The organism is Pandoraea sp. XJJ-1 (assembly GCF_026802345.1).
Taxonomy (GTDB): domain Bacteria; phylum Pseudomonadota; class Gammaproteobacteria; order Burkholderiales; family Burkholderiaceae; genus Pandoraea; species Pandoraea cepalis.
This window is the reverse complement of record NZ_CP113827.1, coordinates 403,373-425,289: the sequence shown is the minus strand read 5'-3', so window position 1 is coordinate 425,289 and position 21,917 is coordinate 403,373. Positions and strand designations below refer to the sequence as shown.

23 protein-coding genes are annotated in these 21,917 nt (G+C 64.7%); 17 read left to right on the top strand and 6 right to left on the bottom strand.

The features are described from left to right. Position 1: 1 nt before the first annotated feature. The 6 genes from bioB to OYT13_RS01840 all read left to right on the top strand — a co-directional run bounded on the left by bioB (position 2) and on the right by OYT13_RS01840 (position 7,996). Complete coding sequence (gene bioB / locus OYT13_RS01865) at positions 2-1,060, top strand: biotin synthase BioB (protein WP_150562202.1); 1,059 nt, start codon at positions 2-4, stop codon at positions 1,058-1,060. A gap of 203 nt (positions 1,061-1,263) precedes the next feature. Beyond that, positions 1,264-3,285 carry an acetyl/propionyl/methylcrotonyl-CoA carboxylase subunit alpha gene (locus tag OYT13_RS01860; protein ID WP_268567175.1) on the top strand — a complete coding sequence of 674 codons (2,022 nt, stop codon included), beginning with the start codon at positions 1,264-1,266 and terminating at the stop codon, positions 3,283-3,285. 278 nt (positions 3,286-3,563) lie between these two features. Further along, positions 3,564-4,760 carry a porin gene (locus OYT13_RS01855; RefSeq protein WP_017233231.1) on the top strand — a complete coding sequence of 399 codons (1,197 nt, stop codon included), beginning with the start codon at positions 3,564-3,566 and terminating at the stop codon, positions 4,758-4,760. A gap of 959 nt (positions 4,761-5,719) precedes the next feature. Beyond that, on the top strand, positions 5,720-5,965 hold the full coding sequence (locus OYT13_RS01850; RefSeq protein ID WP_017233232.1) for a hypothetical protein: 246 nt from the start codon (positions 5,720-5,722) through the stop codon (positions 5,963-5,965). Between the two features lie 262 nt (positions 5,966-6,227). Then, positions 6,228-7,040 carry a helix-turn-helix domain-containing protein gene (locus tag OYT13_RS01845; RefSeq protein ID WP_017233233.1) on the top strand — a complete coding sequence of 271 codons (813 nt, stop codon included), beginning with the start codon at positions 6,228-6,230 and terminating at the stop codon, positions 7,038-7,040. A gap of 578 nt (positions 7,041-7,618) precedes the next feature. Further along, the gene (locus OYT13_RS01840) at positions 7,619-7,996 is read left to right on the top strand and encodes a helix-turn-helix domain-containing protein (RefSeq protein ID WP_017233235.1); all 378 of its coding nucleotides are present in this window, start codon (positions 7,619-7,621) and stop codon (positions 7,994-7,996) included. Between the two features lie 97 nt (positions 7,997-8,093). Here the strand turns inward: OYT13_RS01840 and OYT13_RS01835 are convergent, their stop codons facing one another. Continuing rightward, positions 8,094-8,930, bottom strand: coding sequence for an alpha/beta fold hydrolase (locus OYT13_RS01835; RefSeq protein WP_017233236.1), 837 nt, complete (start codon positions 8,928-8,930; stop codon positions 8,094-8,096). 141 nt (positions 8,931-9,071) lie between these two features. Here OYT13_RS01835 and OYT13_RS01830 point away from each other — a divergent pair, with 141 nt between their 5' ends. From OYT13_RS01830 to OYT13_RS01790, 9 genes are all read left to right on the top strand, one after another. Further along, positions 9,072-9,623, top strand: coding sequence for a YaeQ family protein (locus OYT13_RS01830; RefSeq protein ID WP_017233237.1), 552 nt, complete (start codon positions 9,072-9,074; stop codon positions 9,621-9,623). A 343-nt stretch (positions 9,624-9,966) separates the two neighbouring features. Beyond that, positions 9,967-10,911: a 2-hydroxyacid dehydrogenase gene (locus OYT13_RS01825; protein ID WP_017233238.1), complete on the top strand. Its 945-nt coding sequence runs from the start codon at positions 9,967-9,969 to the stop codon at positions 10,909-10,911. A 49-nt stretch (positions 10,912-10,960) separates the two neighbouring features. After that, complete coding sequence (locus OYT13_RS01820) at positions 10,961-11,902, top strand: hydroxymethylglutaryl-CoA lyase (RefSeq protein ID WP_268567174.1); 942 nt, start codon at positions 10,961-10,963, stop codon at positions 11,900-11,902. Positions 11,903-11,960: 58 nt separating this feature from the next. Continuing rightward, the gene (locus tag OYT13_RS01815) at positions 11,961-12,479 is read left to right on the top strand and encodes a YbaK/EbsC family protein (RefSeq protein ID WP_261939342.1); all 519 of its coding nucleotides are present in this window, start codon (positions 11,961-11,963) and stop codon (positions 12,477-12,479) included. A 33-nt stretch (positions 12,480-12,512) separates the two neighbouring features. Beyond that, a complete protein-coding gene (locus OYT13_RS01810; protein ID WP_083902257.1) occupies positions 12,513-12,755 on the top strand; it encodes a DUF1289 domain-containing protein in 243 nt (80 codons plus the stop codon). A 34-nt stretch (positions 12,756-12,789) separates the two neighbouring features. Continuing rightward, on the top strand, positions 12,790-13,221 hold the full coding sequence (locus OYT13_RS01805; RefSeq protein ID WP_017233243.1) for a MaoC family dehydratase: 432 nt from the start codon (positions 12,790-12,792) through the stop codon (positions 13,219-13,221). Positions 13,222-13,264: 43 nt separating this feature from the next. Continuing rightward, positions 13,265-14,188, top strand: coding sequence for an MBL fold metallo-hydrolase (locus tag OYT13_RS01800; protein WP_017233244.1), 924 nt, complete (start codon positions 13,265-13,267; stop codon positions 14,186-14,188). 370 nt (positions 14,189-14,558) lie between these two features. Beyond that, positions 14,559-15,506, top strand: a complete 948-nt coding sequence (locus OYT13_RS01795) for an NAD(P)H-dependent flavin oxidoreductase (protein WP_017233245.1) — start codon at positions 14,559-14,561, stop codon at positions 15,504-15,506. A gap of 182 nt (positions 15,507-15,688) precedes the next feature. Then, a complete protein-coding gene (locus OYT13_RS01790; RefSeq protein WP_261939344.1) occupies positions 15,689-15,811 on the top strand; it encodes a hypothetical protein in 123 nt (40 codons plus the stop codon). 33 nt (positions 15,812-15,844) lie between these two features. On the opposite strand, the gene OYT13_RS01785 is transcribed toward OYT13_RS01790, so the two are convergent. The 4 genes from OYT13_RS01785 to OYT13_RS01770 all read right to left on the bottom strand — a co-directional run bounded on the left by OYT13_RS01785 (position 15,845) and on the right by OYT13_RS01770 (position 19,557). Next, the gene (locus OYT13_RS01785) at positions 15,845-16,693 is read right to left on the bottom strand and encodes a 3-hydroxybutyryl-CoA dehydrogenase (protein WP_268567173.1); all 849 of its coding nucleotides are present in this window, start codon (positions 16,691-16,693) and stop codon (positions 15,845-15,847) included. A gap of 286 nt (positions 16,694-16,979) precedes the next feature. Beyond that, positions 16,980-18,020, bottom strand: a complete 1,041-nt coding sequence (locus tag OYT13_RS01780; RefSeq protein ID WP_017233247.1) for a porin — start codon at positions 18,018-18,020, stop codon at positions 16,980-16,982. 463 nt (positions 18,021-18,483) lie between these two features. Beyond that, complete coding sequence (locus OYT13_RS01775) at positions 18,484-18,759, bottom strand: hypothetical protein (RefSeq protein ID WP_017233248.1); 276 nt, start codon at positions 18,757-18,759, stop codon at positions 18,484-18,486. A gap of 288 nt (positions 18,760-19,047) precedes the next feature. Further along, positions 19,048-19,557 carry a hypothetical protein gene (locus OYT13_RS01770; RefSeq protein WP_150562185.1) on the bottom strand — a complete coding sequence of 170 codons (510 nt, stop codon included), beginning with the start codon at positions 19,555-19,557 and terminating at the stop codon, positions 19,048-19,050. A gap of 661 nt (positions 19,558-20,218) precedes the next feature. Between OYT13_RS01770 and OYT13_RS01765 the strand changes: the two genes are divergently transcribed. Beyond that, positions 20,219-20,680 (top strand): hypothetical protein, encoded by a 462-nt coding sequence (locus tag OYT13_RS01765; protein WP_157211413.1) that lies wholly within the window; start codon positions 20,219-20,221, stop codon positions 20,678-20,680. A 168-nt stretch (positions 20,681-20,848) separates the two neighbouring features. After that, positions 20,849-21,253, top strand: coding sequence for a hypothetical protein (locus tag OYT13_RS01760; RefSeq protein ID WP_268567172.1), 405 nt, complete (start codon positions 20,849-20,851; stop codon positions 21,251-21,253). Positions 21,254-21,329: 76 nt separating this feature from the next. Here OYT13_RS01760 and OYT13_RS01755 read toward each other — a convergent pair whose 3' ends face one another. Next, a complete protein-coding gene (locus OYT13_RS01755; RefSeq protein WP_017233252.1) occupies positions 21,330-21,911 on the bottom strand; it encodes an IMPACT family protein in 582 nt (193 codons plus the stop codon). Positions 21,912-21,917 lie beyond the last annotated feature (6 nt).

Here is a 21,917-nt window from a genome sequence, read left to right as displayed (position 1 = left end):
CATGCAAGTTCACGCCCACACCGCCGCTCACGGCCACGACGAAGCCCTGCGCCGCAACGACACGCCCTGGAGCGTCGCCGACATCGAGGCGCTCTTTGCACTGCCGTTCAACGACCTGATCTTCCGCGCACAGCAAGTGCATCGCGAACACTTCGACGCCAATGCCGTGCAGCTCTCGACGCTGCTCTCGATCAAGACTGGCGGGTGCCCGGAGGACTGCGCCTATTGCCCGCAATCGGCGCGCTACGACACCGGCGTGGAAGCCGAGAAGCTCATGCCGGTGGAGGAAGTGGTCGCCGCGGCGCAGCGCGCCAAAGATGCCGGGGCCACCCGCTTCTGCATGGGCGCCGCCTGGCGCAGCCCGAAGCCGCACCAGGTCGACGCGGTGGGCGAGATGGTGCGCAGCGTCAAGGCGCTGGGCCTGGAGACATGCGTCACGCTCGGCATGCTGCGTGACGGGCAAGCGCAGCAATTGCGCGACGCCGGCCTCGACTACTACAACCACAACCTCGATACGTCGCCCGAGTTCTATGGGCAGATCATCACCACGCGCACCTATCAGGATCGCCTGGACACGCTGGCCCGCGTGCGCGACGCTGGACTGAAGGTGTGCTGCGGCGGCATCGTCGGCCTGGGCGAGACAAGCCGCGAGCGCGCCGGCCTGATCGCACAGCTCGCCAACCTGTCGCCGTATCCCGAATCGGTGCCCATCAACAACCTGATGAAGGTCGAAGGCACGCCGCTGGAGAACAACGACGCCGTCGATCCGTTCGACTTCGTGCGCATGATCGCCGTGGCGCGTATCACGATGCCGCGCGCGATGGTGCGGCTGTCGGCCGGGCGCGAGATGATGGACGACGCCCTGCAATCGTTGTGCTTCCTCGCCGGCGCGAATTCGATGTTCTACGGCGAAAAACTGCTCGTCACCCAAAACCCTCAGGCCGAACACGACCGCGCGTTGCTCGCGCGTCTCGGCATGCACACGTCGACCGAGGAAAAGCTCGGCGCCGCCGAGCCCGCAGGCGAGTGCGATGGCCTGACGGCCTGCGCCACGCACTGAGCGTTATCGGCACGGCGAAGGGCTGGCGTTGAAGGATGTGTTGACAGGTTAAGCCGCCACGACGGCGACGAGATCGCAAAAGACGATCCGCCGTCGCGGCGAAGTTGGATAGCAAAGAGAATGGCGCGAGTGCAGTGGCCCTTCGTCACAAGCGAAGTGCGATGCGCAGGCGCCGCCCCAATCGATCATTTTCCGGAGGCAGCATGTTCGACAAGATCCTCATCGCCAACCGCGGCGAAATCGCCTGCCGCGTGGCCGCCACGGCCGCACGGCTGGGCATCCGCACGGTGGCCGTCTATTCCGACGCCGACGCGCACGCCAAGCATGTCGCCGTGTGCGACGAAGCGGTGCACGTGGGTGGCGCCGCCGCGCGCGAGAGCTATCTGCGCATCGATGCCATCATCAACGCCGCCAAGGCCACCGGCGCCCAGGCCATCCACCCGGGCTACGGCTTCCTGTCCGAGAACGAAGCCTTCGCCGCCGCGTGTCACGAGGCCGGCATCGTCTTCATTGGCCCGCCGGTCGGCGCCATTCACGCGATGGGCAGCAAGAGCGCCGCGAAAACCCTGATGGAAGGCGCCGCAGTGCCGCTGGTGCCGGGCTACCACGGCGACAATCAAGACGCCGCGTTCCTGCACGAGCGCGCCGACGAAATCGGCTACCCCGTGCTGCTCAAGGCCAGCGCGGGCGGCGGCGGCAAGGGCATGCGCGTGGTTGAGCGCAGCTCGGCGTTTCGCGCCGCGCTCACGTCCTGCCAGCGCGAAGCCGCCAGCAGCTTCGGCGACGAGCGCGTGTTGGTCGAAAAGTATCTGACGCGTCCGCGCCATATCGAGATTCAGGTATTTGCCGACGCGCACGGCAACTGCGTCTATCTGTTCGAGCGCGACTGCTCGGTGCAGCGCCGTCACCAGAAGGTCCTGGAAGAAGCCCCCGCCCCGGGCATGACCGACGAGCGTCGTCGCGCCATGGGCGAAGCCGCCTGTAATGCCGCGCGGGCCGTGGGCTATGTCGGCGCGGGCACGGTCGAGTTCATCGCCAATCAGGACGGCTCGTTCTACTTCATGGAGATGAACACGCGCCTGCAGGTCGAGCATCCGGTCACGGAGATGATCACCGGGCTCGATCTGGTGGAATGGCAATTGCGCGTGGCGGCGGGCGAACCGTTGCCGCGCAAGCAGGACGCGTTGCGCATTCACGGGCATGCGCTCGAAGCCCGTATCTACGCCGAGAATCCGGATAACAACTTCCTGCCATCGACGGGCACGCTCTGCACGTTGCGTCCGCCCGCAGCGGTCCAGTTCGAGATCGGCAGCGCCGACGTGCCGGCCGCGGTGCGCATCGACTCCGGGGTGCGCGAAGGCGACACCATCTCGCCCTTCTACGACCCGATGATCGCCAAGCTGATCGTGTGGGGTCGGGACCGCGACGAAGCGCTCGCCCGCATGCGACGCGCGCTAGGCCAGTATCGCGTGGTGGGCGTGCAGACAAACATCGCGTTCCTCGGACGCCTGGTCGCCAGCGAGCCGTTCGCCGCGGCCGATCTCGACACCGGGCTGATCGAGCGCCATCGCGACACGCTGTTCCCGGCCGCCGCCCCGGTACCGGCGACCACGCTGGCACTGGCCGTCGCGGCGCAGCTGGCCCGCGAAACCGTGATCGGCCGCCGCAAATATCAGGACAGCATCGATCACCACTCGCCGTGGCAGCTCGCCACCGGGTGGCGCCTGAACGGCGACTACCAGCGCACCCTCGCCTTCGATCACGACGAGACGCGGCTGTCGGTTCTCCTCACGAGCGGGCCACAGGCGAGCACGCTCACCGTGGACGGGCAGACGTATCCGTATCGCTACGCCCACGACGCCGGGGTGTATCGCGTGACGCTCGGCGATCGCCGCGTTCAAGGGCATGTCGACTTCGAACACGACGCCGCGCACGTCTTCGCGGACGGTCAGTCCTGGACGCTGCGCTGGCACGATCCGCTGGCACAGGCCGGGGCGCAGGAAGGGGGCGAGGGGCGGCTGACGGCGCCGATGCCGGGCAAGGTCATTGCCGTGCTCGCGCCAGCCGGTACGAAGGTCGAGAAGGGCGCGCCGCTGCTCGTGATGGAAGCGATGAAGATGGAGCACACCATCAGCGCACCCGAGGACGGTGAAATCGAAGAGGTGCTGTTCGCCGTCGGCGACCAGGTGCCGGAAGGTGCCCAGTTGCTGGCGTTCAAGCGATAACGATCGTCCTGGCGCGGTGCTCCGGCATCACGCCGCAGCGCACGCCGGTGCGGATCCACATTGACTCGCGCAGGACGGTGCTTTCCGCGCTACCGCTTACTGCGGTAGCGCGCGATGAAATTTGAGGACACTTCCTAGAAACTTCGGCAGCGCCCCCGACAGGGGGTCGCTGCCATGGGGATTTCAGTGCATTCGGAATTTTCATAAGGAATCCGAATGGCTGTTCGGAAATATTCTCGGTGTCGATTTCCACCATGCGCGGTTAAGCGCTCGACACCATGACTCAACGTCCTCACTCGTTCATCGGCCCGCGCGCCATTGCGCTCGCCGCCACACTCACCCTCCTGACTTTGTCTGCCAGCGCCAATGCGCAAAGCAACGTCACCCTCTACGGCACGATCGATTCCGGCTTCGTCCACGCCAATCACACGGACGGCCTCAACGGCCCGCAATCGCGATCGATGATCACGAGCAACATCATCTCCGGCAGCCGCTGGGGCTTGCGTGGCACCGAGCCGCTGGGCCGCGGACTGTCGGCGATGTTCCAGATCGAAAGCGGCTTCAATGCGGTCAACGGCGAGATGGGTAACGGCGGCCGGGCGTTCGGACGCAAATCCATCGTCGGCCTGACGAGCACCGAATGGGGCGAAGTGACCATCGGCCGTCAGTACGACCCGGTCGTCAATCTCGTGCAGGGCATGACCGCAGACGGTTACTTCGGTGGGTTCTTTGCCACGCCGGGTGACGTCGACAACTACGACAACGGCGCACGCATCAACAACTCGATCCGCTACGCCACACCGAACTTCGGCGGCTTGCAGTTCGAAGGCATGTACGCATCGGGCAACGTGGCCGGGGAAACCGGGGCCGGCCGGTCGTACGGCGTCGCCGGTGCCTACAACAACGGTCCGCTCGCGCTCGGCGCCGGTTTTTTCTTCGCGGACGGTGGCAACACGCGGGCGGCCTACGGCTATCGCGAGTGGACCAGCAGCGCGGGCTCGCTGTTCAACTCGCCGATCAACAGTGGCTTCCGTACGGCGAGCAAGGTACGCATCGCGCGCGTGGCCGGCAAGTACGCCGTTGGCCCGGCGATCCTTGGGCTGTCGTATTCGAATGCCCAGTACGCGAGCGATGGTCTGTCGGAATTCACCGGCACGGCGACATTCGACACCGTGAACGCCTTCGCCACATATGCCCTGACGCCGGCGATCAACACGGGCATCGGCTATAGCTACACGCGAATGCGCGGTGCGCGCAACCTCGGCGCTCACTACAACCAGTTCAATGCCGGCGTCACCTATGCGCTGTCCAAGCGCACGTCGACCTACGTCATCGGTGGCTATCAACAGGCCATCGGCAAGACGCTGGATAGCGGTCAAACGGTGGAAGCCACCGCGTCGGTCGGTTCGTACGGCTTCAACGCCGGCGCACGAACGCAGTTGCTGGTCGGCATGGGCCTGAAGCACAGCTTCTGACCCCCTTCGTCCTGATCGGGCCGAACACGTGGAAGCCCGCGGGTTCGGGCCGATTTTTCCAATGAATTTAAGCACCTGGAATTCAAACGATCGTTTGGACGATTCCGATTCCTCTGTCTTAAAAAATACACAATTTGCTTAATTGGTATTTACCCTATCCGGGAATCTATTTAGAATTCGCTCCTGTTGAAGTTTGTTGCGGTAGCAACCGACTTGCGACGACTGGCGTCCCCGCTTTCTGAATTTCGCCTTGCGGTCAACGCGGGCCGATGTCTCTCGCGCTGCTGCCACTCGGGCCGGTCGTCATTGGACACAGTCATCGCTTACGTCTGTTGTTACGCCGCGCTGTCGTCGCTTAGGGAGAGGGTTTGTGATTTTCGTCATTTGGCTAGGGGTCGCGACGCTCGCCGTCACGGCGACAGTGGCACGTGTCATGCAACTGCAACGCGCTGCGGCACGCACCGCAGCGGCGACCCACGTCTCACGTGTCCTGCGATATCGCCGTAGTCATCGTCGTACCCCTTGCTCGCGCATTCGCTTGAAGGACGCCGCGTAATTTAACGTTGGCCGGCCACCGCTGGGGCCGACGCTGCCGGAACCGAAGCGGTCAGTCGCCGTTCAACGAGTCGCACCGAGTTGTCGTCGTACTTGAAATCGTAGTCCGTAGTCCGCAGTACTCATGCTGTATTCCGGCACCGATGTCCTGGCCGGATAGAGAGTCATCCCTCCCCGCCGTTACGAGGCATCGCTCTCACGCGTTAGCGCCGTACCGCCGCCCACGACTTGGGCGGCCAATTTCGCGCCCACAGCCTCGTATTGCCCACGCATTGCATTAGCCCCCGACGCCCTCCATCGCGCGCCGTCGGATCACGCTCGCTCGCGTTATCGCGTGGGCGCTTCGGCATGCGCTTCACCCGCGCGGCATGCCCAATGTTTTGAACCAGAGAAAATTGGCAGACATGAACACCGCCTCAGAGCGCATTACCGTCACCCTTGAGCTGCATCCGAACGATTTGAAACAGCTCGATATCGCCTGCGAGCGCGTCGGTATGAATCGAGAAGATTTCTGCCGGCTGGCCACTCACCTGGAGGGCGCTCGCGTGCTCAATGGCGAGGGCCTGGCCGCGCTGTCGCGCCCGTTCGGTTTCGCCGCCGCGCTGCCCGCCGTCCTGCGCGGCGCGCTAGCCCGCTTCTGCCTGCGCTGATCGACATCATCGGCCTACGCCACGGCCAGCACCATCCGATGCACTGGCGCCGTTCCATGTCAGCGTGTCGCCCCATCGGCTGACAACGTCTCGTGTGATGGCGCGGCCCCATGAATTGGGAAGCGTCCGATAAGTTTTGCGCTATAGAGGTCGCCGACTCTGTATAGAGGCCCGCCTGTAACGCATGGGGAGGAGAGCGATATAACGTCGCAAGACGCGGGGGGATTGATTACGCTGTGTGACTCGTCAACGGAGTTCCGCCATGCAAACGAATCCACTCGCGCTGTTCGGAGACCATCTGGCCTGCTTGCGCAAGGCGCGCGGCTGGTCGCAGGAGAAACTGGCGCTCGAGAGCGGTCTGGCTCGCTCGTACGTCAGCGGCATCGAGCGCGGTCGACGCAACGTCGCCCTGGTCAATATCTGCGTACTGGCCGATACGCTCGGCGTGCCAACGTCCGAAATGCTGCGCTTTGCGCAGGCGGCCGGTGCCGCTGACACCGCAGCGCTACCCGATCGCACGCCATTGCCGCAGATCAGCCGTTCGTTGTGCCGCCTCGAAAACCGCGATCAGGTCTGGCTCGCCGAGATCATTCGAAGCCTCAGCTCCCGCCTGAGTCAGGCGGCGCCGCCGTCGGCGACCGACGCTTACGCAGACCGATGCGGCCCCTTGTCTGTCGCACACGGCGGTGCCTGTGGCGATGCGCGAGATAGGCGCAATCGGCACGAAGCGCGCGACGGCATCGACGATACCGAGGATCTCGACGATTTCGACGACCTCGATGACGCCGCCGCCCCGCCCGCGGCTCTCCCCAACGCCGCTAGACGGACGCCCACCGCCCCAGCGTTCTCCGCAGGCTTTCCTGCCCATCTTCAACTCGCCGCGCCGAGGGAAGCTGGCTACCGCGTTGCCGACGGCACCGGCACCGACGCCGCCCATCCCGTCGCGCGCATCTGTGACCCCGGGCGCACCCCATCCGAACGCCACGACACATCCGTCACGTCGGCCAATGCCGCCAGATCCGACGCCATCGCACGCGATGACTCCCGGCGTTTCCCCACCGGCGATGACGAGTGAGCGAAAGCGAGGCAATTGATTCTTAGGACATTACGCAAAGTCCCCCCAGCATCGCGGGGACGCTGCGTGAGCGTTCGTCTTGTAAGCGTGACCTGGCCTTCCGTAAAAACGCTCGCTTCGTCGAGCGTCTTACATCCCCGCAATGGACGTATCACCGCGCCGTGCCTATTTCATGCACGCCAAGCCTATCAAGCATGACAGCCGGCCGATGACTGCCGACCATTCGCGCCGCTCGACACAACGTCCGGTTCGCCCCGTCAACATCGAGTGACATCCCAAGGCGGAAACTTTCAGAATCGCGTGATGGCTTGCGCCGGCATGTCCGGTGTCACACTGCGCGGCTCCGGTTCACGGGAGTGCGACAAAGCGTATCGAAATGCCTGCAGAGCGGTACGCAAACTGGCGCCACCACTACCGTCTGAAAGCACGCACTCCTTGTGCCTTCTCCGAAAGTCCGCAAAAAATCCGCGTTGCGGACCCGGTAGTTCGTGCCTCGCAAACGGGGGATACCCGAGGCACCGTCCCCAATGCCGGCTTTTTGTTTCAATCTTCTTGTCCCTAACAAGGAAAACATTCTTATGGACACCAATTTATTCAGATTCGGCCGACACCTGGCCGGTTTGCGCAAGAAGTACAACTGGGCGCAAGACAAGCTTGCCCTGGAAAGCGGTCTGGCGCGCTCATACCTGAGCGGTGTCGAGCGAGGCAAGCGCAATATCTCGCTGCGCAACATTTGCATTCTCGCCGACACGTTGGGACTGCCACCGCATGAGTTGCTGGCGTTCGATTCGTCGAACGGCATGCTGGCTGACGCGGGGGTGGCGGTGCCCTGCGATCCGTATCCCTCGCTCAACCGGGCAATGCAGAAATTGTCGGACCGCGATCAGGCGTGGATGGCCGATCTGGTCCGCACGCTGAGCTTGCGTCTGGGCCACGGCGTGTTGCGCGACGAATGAGAACGGGGCGATTGATCGCGGGACGCGACGTCCGCGCAACGCGCGCGTGTCCGGCGCCGGGCGACGCCGGCCCGCGCGCCGGCGTCGCTCCTCGGGTTCAGTCGTTCCCGAGGAAGGCGTCCACCGCGCGGTGAAACGCAATCGGATTGGCCAGATTCATGCCGTGCGATGCGTCCTGGATCACCATGCGACGGGCTTCCGGCATGGCGCACGCGAGCGCGTTCAGCACGTCGGGATAGGGTGCGGGACTTTGCGCGCCGCCCATCAGAAGCACCGGCGCATGCAACGCGCCAAGGGCGTCGATCGGCAACGGCGTACGCGGCTCGGCCACCTGACCGATCAGGGTGTGAGCGTTGTCGCGCACCATCTGCTTGAACCACGGCACCATGCGCCGCCACGTATCCGGGCCGCTCACGGTGTCGATAAAGATCGCCAGTCCGCCGTCGATATCCCCGGACTCGATGGCAGCAAGCGCCTGCTCGCGGAAGCTGCCCCGCTCGCGGTCGAGTGGCGTCTGCGCCGGGCCGCCGCTGATTTCCACGCCCGGGTCCGCCAGTATCAGCGAGCGTACGGTGTCGGGCGCGAGCAGTGCCGTGCGCAACGCGACATAGCCGCCGCGCGAATGGCCGAGCATATGGACCGGGCCGACGCCCAACGCCGTGACGAATGCGGCCAGGTCCTCGGCGTGCTGCTCCCCCGAGAACGTACCGTCATGGCCGCCCCAGGCTTCGGGCCAGTAGTGACGCAGACTCACCGAGATGACCCGCCGCCGCTGCCCCAACGGCGCCATGTTCGGCTTGAAGTAACGGCAATCGCAAAGCGAACCGTGAACCAGCAAGAGCGGCGCGCCACTGGCGTCGGCGGGGGCAGGGGTCTCGACGTACGCCATCGGATAACCGTTGACGTCGATCGTTTGCGGTACAGGAACCGGCATGGGAGACACATCAGGTAAGGCGGGGCCGCCAGTATACCGAGCTTGCCGCGGTGCGCCATCGGCATGCCATGGCGCCTTGGAGAGCGGGAACAACGCGCTAGTGTATGCTTGCGACTCCCTTCATTCCTGCGGTTTCCCGGTATGGCACTCAAAGCCACCATATACAAGGCCGAGGTGCAGATCACCAACCTCGACCGCCACTACTACGCCGCCCATAGCCTGACGCTCGCCCGACATCCGTCGGAAACCGACGAACGCATGATGGTGCGCCTGCTGGCCTTCATGCTGTATGCCGATGAACGGCTCGCGTTCGGCAAGGGCCTCTCCAACGCCGACGAGCCCGACCTGTGGGAACACGACTTCGGGGGCGACATCGTCCGCTGGATCGACGTCGGGCAACCCGACGCGCGGCGCCTTGTCAAAGCCGCGGGCCGTGCGACGCATGTCGACGTCGTGGCGTACGGTGGCAAACCCGCCGCCGTCTGGTGGCAGGCGACCGAGTCGCAGATCACCCGCTTGTCGAACCTCACGGTGCGCATGCTCGATGAGGCGTCCGCCGAGGCGCTCACGGCACTCGCCGCGCGCACGATGCGCCTCCAGTGCACGATTCAGGACGGTGAAGTCTGGATCGCCGACGACAGCCACAATTTCGCCGTCAACCTCGTGACGTTGCGCGCGGCCGCCAACGACTGACCGGCTTCGGTCATTCCCCGACGGCGGAGCGGCGCGCTGTGCCGCTGCGCCGCGTCACAACGTCACCGCCCCGCCCTCGCCTTCCTCGCCCACCGCACCCTCCTCGCGGCTCGTCGCCCTCCGCGACTCCGGCCTCGCCGCAGTACGCGCGACACCACAAGCTGCGTTACACTTGACGTTAACGTCAATCGAGTGAACGCGGCTGCGCCGTCGACGCCTGCCGGAAGGACCGGACATGTGTGCCATGCGCCCGCGCCGTTACCGTCAGTGCGGTAGGTGCGTGCCGCCCCCTCGCTGGCCCTATCGCCATGACTCATTCCTATACGCGTCTGCCCCGCAACTCATGGACATCCTGATCTTTTCTCCGGACGGCAAGACCGCCGCCTACGAAGCCGGCCTCGCCGAGCATCTGCCGCAGGCCGGCATTCGCGGCTGGCAGCCTGGCGATGCAGCACCCGCCGACTACCTGGTGCTCTGGAAGCCGAATGCCGAAGTGTTGCAACCGCGCGAGCGCCTGAAAGCGATTTTCAACCTGGGCGCCGGGGTGGACGGTGTGCTCGGCACGCACGGCGAAGACGCGCATCGCCTGCCGGCGGGCGTGCCGCTGGTCCGTCTCGAAGACGCCGGCATGGCCGACCAGATGGCGCAGTACGTGAGCGCCGCCGCATTGCGCTACTTCCGCCGTCTCGACGAATTCGATGCGCAGCAAACCCGAGGTCAGTGGAAGTTCCAGAAGCCGAACCGTCTCGCGGATTTCCCCGTCGCGGTGCTCGGTTACGGCACGCTCGGCGCGCACGTCGCCCAGGCACTGAAGGCGTTCGGCTTTCCGGTACGTGCATGGACCCGCAGCCAGCGCAGCGACGATAGCGGCATCGAATTGCACCACGGCGACGCCGGCTTCGATGCCTGCGTGTCCGGCGCCCGCATACTCGTCAACCTGCTGCCGCTCACGCCGCAAACGGTCGATGTGCTCAACGCCAAGCTGTTTGCGAAGTTGGCGCAAGGAGCGTTCCTGATCAACGTCGCGCGCGGCGCGCACCTGGTGGAAGACGACCTCCTTGCCGCGCTGGACAGCGGCCAGATCGCCGCAGCCACGCTCGACGTGTTTCGCACCGAGCCGTTGCCGGCAGACCATCCGTTCTGGCACGCACCTCGCCTGACGCTCACACCGCACATTTCCGCCCTGACGTTGCGCGACGAAACGGTCGCGCAGATCGCCGGGAAGATCGCCGCGCTCGAACGCGGCGAAGCCATCACCGGCATCGTCGACCCGGCGCGCGGCTACTGAGCCGTCGCCCACGCGCGTCATTGCCCGAACCCCTCCAAGGAGACACCGCATGTCCTTGTCCACGCCTAATCTGCCGAAGCACGTGAAAGTGGTCGAAGTCGGCCCGCGCGACGGTCTGCAAAACGAAAAACAGCCGGTACCGACCGATATCAAGATTGCGCTGATCGACCGACTGTCGGCCGCCGGCTTCGCCAATATCGAAGCCACCTCGTTCGTCTCGCCCAAATGGGTGCCGCAGATGGCCGACGGCGCCGAGGTGATGGCGGGCATTACGCGTCGTCCCGGCACGATCTACTCGGTGCTCACGCCGAACCTGCGCGGCTTCGAGGGCGCGGTGGCGGCCAAGGCCGACGAAGTGGTGATCTTCGGCGCCGCGAGCGAAGCGTTCTCGCAACGCAATATCAACTGCTCCATCGTAGAAAGCATCGCGCGCTTCGAACCCGTCGCGCGCGCGGCGAAGGACGCCGGCCTGCGCCTGCGCGGCAGCATCTCGTGCGCGCTCGGCTGCCCGTACCAAGGGGAAGTGTCCGTCGCGAGCGTGGTCGACGTCGTGCAACGACTCGCGGCGCTCGGCTGCGACGAAATCGACATTGCCGACACCATCGGCGTGGGCACGCCCTCGCGCACCCGCGAAGTCATGGAAGCCTGCGCGAAGGTGTTCCCGATCGAGCGTCTGTCCGGCCACTTCCACGACACCTACGGCCAGGCGACGGCCAACGTCTACGCCGCGCTGCTCTCGGGCATTTCGATTTTCCACTCGTCCGTCGCCGGTCTCGGCGGCTGCCCGTACGCCAAGGGCGCGACGGGGAACGTGGCGACGGAAGACGTGGTGTATCTGCTGCATGGTCTCGGCATCGAGACCGGCATCGATCTGGACGCCGTCGTACGCACGGGCGACTTCATTTCGCGCGCCATCGACCGGCCGAACGCGTCACGCGTCGGCCGCGCCATGCTCGCGAAACTGCAGGACGGCGCGCCCACCTGTGCGTGATACCGCGCGGGCCAATGTGCCCGCGTCGACCCTGTGATTCGAAGACACTGACACGACCATGAGCGAGACACCCCGGACTCCCGAACCCGCCCAACAGGACGCTCTTCCCGAAGGCGCACGTCACGTTGCACGGCTGCTTGCCGGCCTGGGCCACGACCAGCCGATCGTGCTGTTGCCGAGCACCGGCAAGACCTCGGCCGAGGCCGCTGCCGGCCTGGGGTGCGATGTGGCCCAGATCGCCAAGTCGATCCTCTTTCGCCGCGCCGCCGACGACACCCCGGTGCTGGTCATCGCGAGCGGCATCAATCGCGTCGACGAGAAGAAGGTGGCGGCACAGGTCGGCGACCTTGCCCGCGCCGATGCGCGTTTCGTCAAGGAGAAGACAGGCTATTCAATTGGTGGCGTCAGCCCGATCGGGCACGTCGTGTCGCCGCTCACGCTGATCGACGAAGACCTGCTCAAGCTCACCAGTCTGTGGGCCGCCGCCGGGCACCCGCATGCCGTGTTCAACCTCACGCCGATGCAGCTCGTGGCGATGACGGGCGCGCCCGTCGTCGACGTGGCGCTGCGCGACTGAGCGAACGCTTCCCTACGTCACCCCAAGGCCATCATGACCCTGCCCGCGTCCCCTGTGCCATCGCCCTGCACCAACATCTGCCGCATGAATCCAGCGACGGGGTGGTGCTCTGGCTGCTGGCGCACGCTCGACGAAATTGCCGCATGGTCGACGATGGCCGAGGACGACAAGCGCCACATCTGGTCGCTGTTGCCCGCACGACGTGTCGAACACGAACCGCCGCCGGTGCAGTATCGCCGCGTGATCGCCAACGACCCCGGCTCGGGCAACGCATGACGCGCCCCGACGCATAACGCTTTCAATACCGCATATGGGAAAAATCGTTGCCATTGGTGAGACCTTCGCCGCCACCCACCATTTTTCGCCTGACTCGATCCGCGAATTTTCCGCGCTCGCACACGACTTCAATCCACTGCACCACGACGCGGATTACGCGGCCGCAGACCTGCGCTTCGGCGGACTGATCTCGTCGGGCACGCAGCAGATGTCGTATCTGGCCGCCCTGCTCGCCACGCACTATTCGAAAACGGCCCAACCGCTCGGGCTTGAATTCGACATGAAGTTGCGCCGCGCCGTGCACGCGGGCGACGACATCACCGTGCGCTGGACCGTGACCGACAGCCTGTGGAAGGACAAACTCGCGGGCGACATCGTGTCGCTCGACGGCGAGGCCGTCAATCAACGCGGCGAGACAGTGATCGCCGCCACGGCCAAGATCCTCGTGAGCGCCAAGCCGGCGTGACACGCCGCCAGCGCCCTGTGTTCCCTCTTATGCCCCTACGTCCATGACCTCGCATGCCCTGCCCGCCGGGCTTCGCGTGTTCGAGCGCGGCTGGCTCTCCTCGAACAATGTCCTGTTCCTCGGCGACGCGCCAACACTCGTCGACAGCGGCTACGTCACGCATGCCGAGCAGACGCTCGCGCTCGTCGCGCACGCGCTGCCGCATGGCCAGTCGCTCGAACGGCTCGTCAACACGCATCTGCACTCCGATCATTGCGGCGGCAACGCGGCACTTCAAGCGCGCTACGGTTGCCGTACATGGGTCCCCGCCGCCGATGCCGACCCCGTGCGCCACTGGGATGCACGGCGTCTGTCGTTCGAAGCAACGGGCCAGCAGTGCGCGCGCTTCACCTTCGACGACACCCTCTCGCCCGGCGACGCGATGACGCTCGGCGAGCGCGAATGGCTCGTTCTCGGTGCCCCGGGCCACGATCCGCACGCGCTGATGCTCTACAACGCCACCGACGGCATCCTGATTTCCGGCGATGCGCTGTGGGAACGCGGCTTCGGCGTGATCTTTCCGGAGCTCGACGGCGAGTCCGGGTTCGCCGAACAGGCCGCCGTGCTCAATCTCATCGAGCAACTCGATGTGGCGCAGGTCATTCCCGGACACGGCAAACCGTTCGGCGATATCGACGGCGCACTCGCCACCGCGCGCGCACGCCTCGACTATCTGCAAAGCGATCCGGCACGCAATGCGCGCAACGCCCTCAAGGTGCTGATCGTCTTCCGTCTCATGGCCGAGACGGAGATGACGGGCACGGTGCTCAAGGCCACCCTCGACACCGCGCGAGCCTGGCGCAGTGCGGCCGCGATGCTTGCGCCGCCGTCGGCCTGGCCCGACCTGCTCGACCGCCTCGTCGCGGAACTCGCCAAAGCAGGCGCCGTGCGCTACGAGCGTGAGACGGATACGTTGTACGCCGTCTAGGCGCACCGGGCTTTCGAGATCTTTGAAAAAACAACGCCGCTTGCCAGTCACGGCAAGCGGCGTTTGAGGACGTGACGTGCCGGACGAACGTTGCGGTCGCTAACGCGGCGCCCGTCCTGTGGCGTCTTGATGCTGACGCCGCTTGGCACGCGCTTTCATCCTAGTCGCGACGCCCTAGTCCCCCAAGGGGACTTTCCCTGATACGCGCGCGAATTCCCTCCACGGAACCGAAGCTTTCTTCGAGTGCCCGCTCACCGGACGACGAACGATTCCCCCTATAATCGAACGATCGTTCGCGAAATTAACCCGCTGCGAATTGAGCGCCGACGCAATGATGTCGTTCGCCGAACGTCCTGCCCGAGGAGACTTCATGGCCCTTCCCAAGATTCTGCAAAACCTGGCGCTGCCTGTCGTGGCGTCGCCGATGTTCATCGTGAGCTACCCGGAACTGGTGCTCGCACAGTGCAAGGCCGGGATCGTCGGCTCGTTCCCCGCGCTGAACGCGCGTGAGCCGCAAATTCTTGAAGACTGGCTCTCTCGCATCACCGAGGAACTCGCCGCGTATCAGGCGGCGAATCCGGACGCCATCGTGGGTCCACTCGCCGTCAATCAGATCGTGCATCAGTCGAACCAGCGCCTCGAACACGACGTGCGGGTATGCGTGGAGCATCGCGTGCCGATCTTCATCACGAGCTTGCGCGCGCCGCCCAAGGAGGTGCTCGACGCAGTACACAGCTACGGCGGCATCGTACTGCACGACGTGATCAATCTGCGCCATGCGAACAAGGCGCTCGAAGCCGGTGTGGATGGGCTGATCCTCGTCGCCGCTGGGGCGGGCGGGCACGCGGGCATGCTCTCGCCGTTCGCTCTGGTGGGCGAGGTGCGCAAGATCTTCGACGGCCCGATCGTGCTCTCCGGCGCGATTGCCAACGGCGGCTCGGTCCTGGCTGCCCAGGCCATGGGCGCCGATCTCGCCTATATCGGCACGCGGTTCATCGCCTCGTCGGAAGCCAACGCCAGCGACACGTACAAGCAGGCGATCGTCGAGGCGAGTGCCAACGACATTATCTACACGAACCTGTTCACCGGTGTGTCCGGCAACTACATTCGACAGAGCATACTGAATGCCGGCCTCGATCCCGATGACTTGCCCACGGCCGACAAGAGCGCCATGAACTTCTCCAAGGCGAAGGCATGGAAGGACATATGGGGTGCGGGTCAAGGGGTGGGATTGATGGACGATATTCGTCCGACGGCCGAAATCATCGCGCGTCTGAAGCAGGAATACGAGGACACGCGCAAACGACTGGCCTGCTGAGAGCGCAGGCTCGCGCCAAGCGCCAAGCGCCTTATGGTCTCGGCGCGCCGCGGTCCGACGAGCCGGCTGAGCAACGCCTGAAGATCGACGATGCGCAGGCCGTCGACGCGGAATGGCTTGCCGCCGCTCACGGATTTCGCATCGAAGGCGAGCGCGCATATCTTCAGGGATACGAACAATCATTGCCGCCAGAGTCGATTCAGGGCGGACAGCAGCATCAGTGGATGACGGCCAACGGTCGCCAGTACCTCGGCGGTGAATCCGGCGATTACCACGTGACGCCCGGGCAACGCGCCGGCGCGTAACTCGCGCCGGCCTGCCGTCCGCTCGACCGGCGGTCAATACGTATATACGCCGCGCCCGGTCTTGCGTCCGAGATACCCGGCGGCGACCATTTCCTTGAGCAACGGGCACGGACGGTACTTCGAGTCCGCAAATGATTCGTAGTAGACGTTCATCACGGACAGGCAAACATCGAGACCGATCATGTCGGCGAGCGCCAACGGTCCGATCGGATGATTGCAGCCGAGCTTCATGCCTTCGTCGATCTCTTCGGGCGACGCCAGATGCTCGGCCAGCACGAAGAAGGCCTCGTTGATCATCGGCACCAGGATCCGGTTGACGACGAAGCCCGGCGCGTTCTTCACCGTGATCGGCGACTTGCCGAGTCGGCGCGCGAGGGCATCGACACGCGCATGCGTCTCGTCGGTCGTCTGCAAGCCGCGAATGATCTCCACGAGCGCCATCAGCGGCACCGGGTTGAAGAAGTGCATGCCGATGAATTGGGCCGGCTTGGCGACCACGGCGGCAAGCTGAGTGATCGAGATCGACGACGTGTTGGACGCGAGAATCGCACTGTCCTTCGTCGCGCCCTCGAGCTGTTTGAGGATCTTGACCTTCAGATCGAAGTTCTCTGTGGCCGCCTCGATCACGATGTCGGCGTCGGCCAGCGAGGCGTAGTCGGTTGAGGTCGTGATGTGCGCCAGTGCGGCTTGCTTGTCGGCGGCCGTGAGCTTGTCTTTTTTAATCAGGCGATCGAGGCTGCCGGCAATCGTCGCCACGCCTTTCTGTACGGCGGCATCGCTGATATCGACCATCGTCACCGGCAGCCCGGCCACCGCACAGGCCTGTGCAATGCCGTTGCCCATGGTGCCTGCGCCAATGATGCCTACGTGTTGAATCGTCATGTCGTCTCTACTCCGTTTGTGCTCGGGGGATGGCGGGAATACCGTCTTGCGCGGTGCACAAATCATAGCGCGGACCCGTGGATTCGGTGACACATGAAACCGCTCTGCGAAACGACGCTGACGCGGGCGTGTGATCTGCCGGGCGTGTCGGTGTCGGCATCCACATCCGCAAACAATGACATCGCGATCGACCTGACGAACGAAGGGGGCAGACGCGCCCAATCGGCGTCTGCCCCCTTCGATGATTCCTTCGGCACGCGCATAAAGTCCGCGTGCGCGGGGAATGTCAGAACTTCATGCGAACGCCGCCGCCGAAGGTATCGCCACCCGAGAGCGTGCTCACCTTGTCGTTCATGTACGCGGCGTAGACATCCGTGCGCTTCGAGAGTGGGTAGTCATAGCCGAGCGCCCACGTCTTGCGGTTGACGTTGCTCGCGCCAGAACTCTTCGTATAGGCATACGACGCGAGCACGCTGCCGTTGCCCAGCGGCACCGACACGCCGAGCTGGCCACCGTTCTCCGACACACCGCCGCCGGCGATGTTGTTGCGGATGTACTGATACTGACCGAACAACTTCACCACGTGCAGGTCGTACGTCGCCCCCAGTTGCACGGCCTGCTGGCTGCGAAAGCCCGTCATGCCGGCGAGGTCGTCCGGTTGCGAATCGAACTTCACCTGCTGGTAAGCGACGGTCGCCGCAAACGGACCGTTGAAGTACAACGCCGACGCGCTCCACTTGTTCTGCCCCGTCTCACCGGCCTTGTTGCCGAACGCATACGAGACGCTGCCCGACAGCCCCTTGAAGTTCGGCGTCGTGTACATCACCGCGTTGTTCCAGCCGGAGTCGCCCACGATGCCCTGACCGGCCACGCCGATGTACGTGTGGAACACCATCGGACTGAAGGTGTACGAATCGACGAACGGGTTGAACAGGATGGTCGAGACGAAGTACGACGTGGTGAGACGGCCGAGAGTGACCGTGCCGGCGGTGTCCGACGACAGACCGACGTATGCGTTGCGCGAGAACATCGAGTCGCCCTGGAAGCGGCCGTATTGACCGTTCTGCGGACGGAAGAAGTCTTCCAACACGAACACGGCCTTCAGGCCGCCACCGAGATCTTCATTGCCCTTCATGCCCCAGTACGACGTCGACATGCCGCCGCCGCCCTGCGTCCAGGCGCGATCGCTTCCCGGGTTCTTGACTGCGCCCATCCAGGCGTCGACCTGACCGTACAGCGTGACGTTCGATTGTGCGAACGCCGGCGCGCTCATGCATGCGCCCAACACGAGTGCCCCGCCAATGCCCTTGGCCATGCTCCGCTTCATTCACTTCTCCTTGGTTTATGTCTTTTGTGTGCCCGTTCCCGGTGTGCACGGGAGCGGCCGGCGCCCGCTGGCGAAGCGCCTCCCTGATAAACGGCCGTGATTCTCGCACAGGCTCGCCATGCGCAGATAGGCCGAAACGTCGAGAAAAAACGCACCACACGAAGTGGCCGGGAAATGGTGGGGAGACAAAATTCAGCCGACCATCCGCGCCAAAGTTAGTCTCGGTATAACGAAATCGATATGTCCCTTACATCAGCAAGTTAGCGATTGCTCACATTCGCCGTGATGTCGGGAAATAATGGAGGCGTGGGACGCGTGATTGGCAGACGTTGCTGGGAATGGGCGAGCGTATCCGATGTTGCACATGTGCAACGCCTGGTTCGTCCGAGGACATCGGAGGGGAGGGGAAAAACGGGAAACGGGGACAGCAACGCCGGCGCGGAACCGCGCGCGGCAACAAGCGTCAGCGACCGCGACGGCCGCCACCGCCACCGCCACCGCCGCGCGACCCGCGTGGCTCGCCTTGCGGCGAGTATTGGCGCTCACGCGGCTCCGCCGGGGCCGCCCAGTTCGGATAGGCCGCCTGACCGCGACCGCGATCGGCGCTGAAGCGGCTGATGTCTTCCCGCAGCGATGCCTTGTTCAAATCCAGCATGTCGCGCCCGCGCCCGCCCCCTGCCCAGGCAGGATAGGCACACACAAGCAGCAACAGGAAACAGTAACGAAGTCGGGCACTCATTTGGGTTCAGCCATCGCACCCGGCCCTAAGGTGGGGCCGGTTGGCACGAGACGCGGACGGCACCGGTGGGTTGCCTGTGCGCCATACGCCTCAAGAATGACTGTACCGGGTCGGTCGAATGAGCGTCGACCGAAAAGATGTTAACGCGTGGCGCGGTCTGCAACCGTTTGTAACGGCAGCATCACGGTGGCGCCAGACGCATCGCCAGCCCCGTTCGGCGGGACTGGGCGCGCCGCCCAGCCGCCGATGGCGAGACGGTGTTCAACCTCGGCAACGGTAACGTACCGCTTACTTCTCGATCTGCTTTTCGACGGACAGCGAGATTTCTCGCAGGCGCTCGCCGCGCGACGTGATCAAGTCCTGTGCCGTGACGGTGAAGTTGACCGGATGCGCATACTTCCGGCTCGCGCTCTGCCATTCGGCGGGCAAACCGGCAGCGTTTGTCGTGGTCGTGCGCAGCGTGGTCACGCCCCGGGTGCAGCGCGAGACCTGCGTGGCGAATCCCTGCGCCTCGCGGCGCAGATCCGCCGGCGTGATCTTCTGGTAATCCCAGACACATTCGTAAGTCGGTGCGAGACCCTTTGCCCGGAATACCTTGCAGTCGCCGCCCGGTACCGAGTAGGTCGCCTGATAGCTTTCGCCGCGGTCGTTCTTGGCCGCAAGCGGGCCGGAGATGTTGTCGAAGCCGGTCTGCGCGCTCTTGGCCAGCATGAGGATACCCTCGCACTGGTCGGCGGCGATCGCCGACTGCGCCGCACAGAGGCAGGCAAGCAGGGTCCATCGTTGTAGAGAATTCATTGCCATCGTTGGAATGTTCGACTGGGGCCCGGCGTCGTATCGCGCGATGACGATGCGGAAAGCCGCATGCCTTGCGATTACGTCGTGAATGGTGACATTAGACCCCAAAGTCGGCGCGGACGAAACCGGGGGCATGAGGGAAATCCTGTGTCAATTCGGGCGCTTGCCTACCGAACGGTTCGCCCTTGGCGCCCCCCTCATCCGAAAAGTCGATTCGCTTACCCGCGCGCGACCTATACTCAAGGGGCAGTCAAACTGCATGGGCGCGGCCGGGAACTGGAAACGGTTCAGTGCATGACGGCAATGCCTTCCGGTGCCAAGTCTACTTGGCCCATACCATGCCGCGCCGGTACACGCGGCTGGCGACGCCCCGATGGGGCATCAACCGGCGGCTCAGTCCGCCGGTTTTCATTGGGTCGTCGCGTGCCACCTATTCCCTGCCGCCGTCCGGCGCGGGATCGTCGGCGCCTCATGCCGACGGATTAGGCGAAAGTGCGGATTTCGCCCGTTGCAGTCGTCTGCAACTATCAAATCACTAGACCAATATTCGCCGGGCACGCAACTTCGGGAAGTCAACGGAGTGTTTGTGGATACCTGTACGTTATCGGCAATACTTGGCTTGCCGCGCGCACGCATGGTCGTGCGTTACGCGGGGTGAACCATGGGACACCCGACCCTTCCCGGCCGTCTTCGCCCCGGCACGCCAGACCCTGACATTGCGCTGGCGCATGACCCGTCGTGCCTGATGGAGTGCGTTCGCGGTCACGGCGGCACGCTGGCCCACGTGCTCGGCGCCCTCGGCACGTTCCGCTCCCGGCACGGTCATTGGCCCCGCCGCCTCTATCTCTATCCCGAGACGCTCGCCGCGCTGGTGCAGGATCTCACGCCACTGGGCTTCTACCGATGTCAGCAACGGCTCGACATCGTGGCGGATCTGGAGCGCGACCTGTTCTGTGCCGACGAAAGTGGCAACGTGTCGATCTACCGCATACAAGCCACGGTGGACCCGGTAGGCATTGACGCGGCCGCCGTCTGGCTGGGCCTGGCGCCACCGATGGCCGGCAACGCGCACGGCCCGGACGACACGCCACGTTCGTTGGCCACACCGAAACCACCCCGCTGACGACGACTTCCAAACCGCGGACAGCTGTCACGGCGCTATCGCATTGCGTGGCTAGTCTGGCCTGCCGCCAAGTACCGGCACCTTCATCTGACTGTTGAACCGCAACCGGACCCCGTCGCCTTGCGCGGGGCGATCTCACCTCCGCACCTTTTTCGTCGGAGAGATGTCATGAACCGAACCGCGATTGTTCTGGATGGTTTGATGCTGCTTTATCTCGCTGCGGCAACGGTCGTCGGCGTGCAATCGAGCGCCGCCGACGGGCATGCACTGCTCGCCAGCGTGCTTGGCGTGCTCCTCGCGCTTTGCGTGCTGGCGCTGATCGCCGCCCCGTTCTATGTCTCGCTGGTCGTGCTCGTGGCGCAATCCGAGCGGCATCTGCGGCTGGCGACGTGGCTGCATCGTGCGATGCTGGCGATCATGGTGGCGTTGACACTCGTCTCGCTGCTCGCGCGCGACACCATCGAAGTCTCCGCGCCCCTCTTCGCGCTGGTTGCGCTCGCGTGCATCGTCAATCTCGTGGCGCTCTCGCGACGGCGAAACCATTTCGAGGCCTTCCACCTCTTCGAGCATTGACGCCGCGCCTCGCCGCCCTGGCCCCCTGTCCTGCCACGGCGCGCCGTCTCACGCGACGACCGGCCGTCTCATCGCCTCAATCGCTCCGCTTGAGGCCGCCGCTGAGGGCTTGCGTCGCGTCGGCTTCGAACGCCGCCACGTCACGCACCTTCAGGCGTAACCGCAGCGTGACGGCGTCATCGTAGCCAGCGTCGAGCACCTCGGCGCCATGACGCTCCGCCAACCGGCGCAGCGTCGCTTCGTGGGCAAAGGTGCAGCGGTAGCGCGGCTCGGTCGTCGGCTCGACCGCCGTGAGCGTGGCGAGCTTGAGCGCTTCGCTCACCGCCTGCCCGTAGGCACGGGTCAGGCCGCCCGCGCCCAGTTTGATACCGCCGTAATAGCGCACGACGACCGCCAGCACATTCGTCAGGCCCTTGTGCATGAGCACGTTGTACATGGGCTTGGCCGCCGTGCCGCCCGGCTCGCCATCGTCGTCGAAACCCGACGCGCCCTCGCACAACAACACCCAGCAATAATGCGTGGCGTTGGGATAACGCACGCGCAGCGCGCCGAGTTCGCGCATGGCCGCCTCGCGCGACGTTACCGGCATGACGATGCCAATGAACCGGCTCTTTTTGATGTCCAGCTCGGTCTCGACCGGCGCTGCCAATGCATACATACGGCT